This is a genomic window from Burkholderia sp. YHN3-13, assembly GCF_055810675.1.
This window is the reverse complement of the sequence record NZ_JBVVNQ010000107.1, coordinates 1-534: the sequence shown is the minus strand read 5'-3', so window position 1 is coordinate 534 and position 534 is coordinate 1. Positions and strand designations below refer to the sequence as shown.

Genomic DNA, 534 nt, shown 5'->3' with positions numbered 1-534 from the left:
GCAATACGGCCCGCGCGAATCGATGGAATACGACGTCGTGATCGTCGGCGGCGGCCCCGCCGGGCTGTCGGCGGCGATCCGGCTCAAGCAGCTGGCCGCCGAGAAAGGCACCGAGATCGGCGTGTGCGTGCTCGAGAAGGGTTCCGAGATCGGCGCGCACATCCTGTCGGGCGCGGTGATGGACCCGCGCGCGATCACCGAACTGTTCCCCGACTGGAAGGAGCGCGGCGCGCCGCTCGACGTCGAGGTGACGGAAGACCGCTTCCTGTTCCTGTCGGAGAGCAGCGCGGTCACCACGCCCAACTGGGCGCTGCCCGACAACTTCAAGAACCACGGCAACTACGTGATTTCGCTGGGCAACGTCACGCGCTGGCTGGGCCAGCAGGCCGAAGCGCTGGGCGTCGAGATCTTCCCCGGCTTCCCGGCCGCCGAGATCCTCTACAACGATGATGGCTCGGTCAAAGGCGTCGCCACCGGCAACATGGGCGTGGGCAAGGACGGCGAGCCGACCGAGAACTTCCAGCTCGGCATGGA

The 534-nt window shown here is 67.4% G+C and carries 1 protein-coding gene; it reads left to right on the top strand.

Annotated elements, in window-relative coordinates:
• Positions 1-534: NAD(P)/FAD-dependent oxidoreductase (locus AC0KUR_RS38130; RefSeq protein ID WP_473377425.1), on the top strand; the 534-nt coding region annotated here is incomplete at both ends.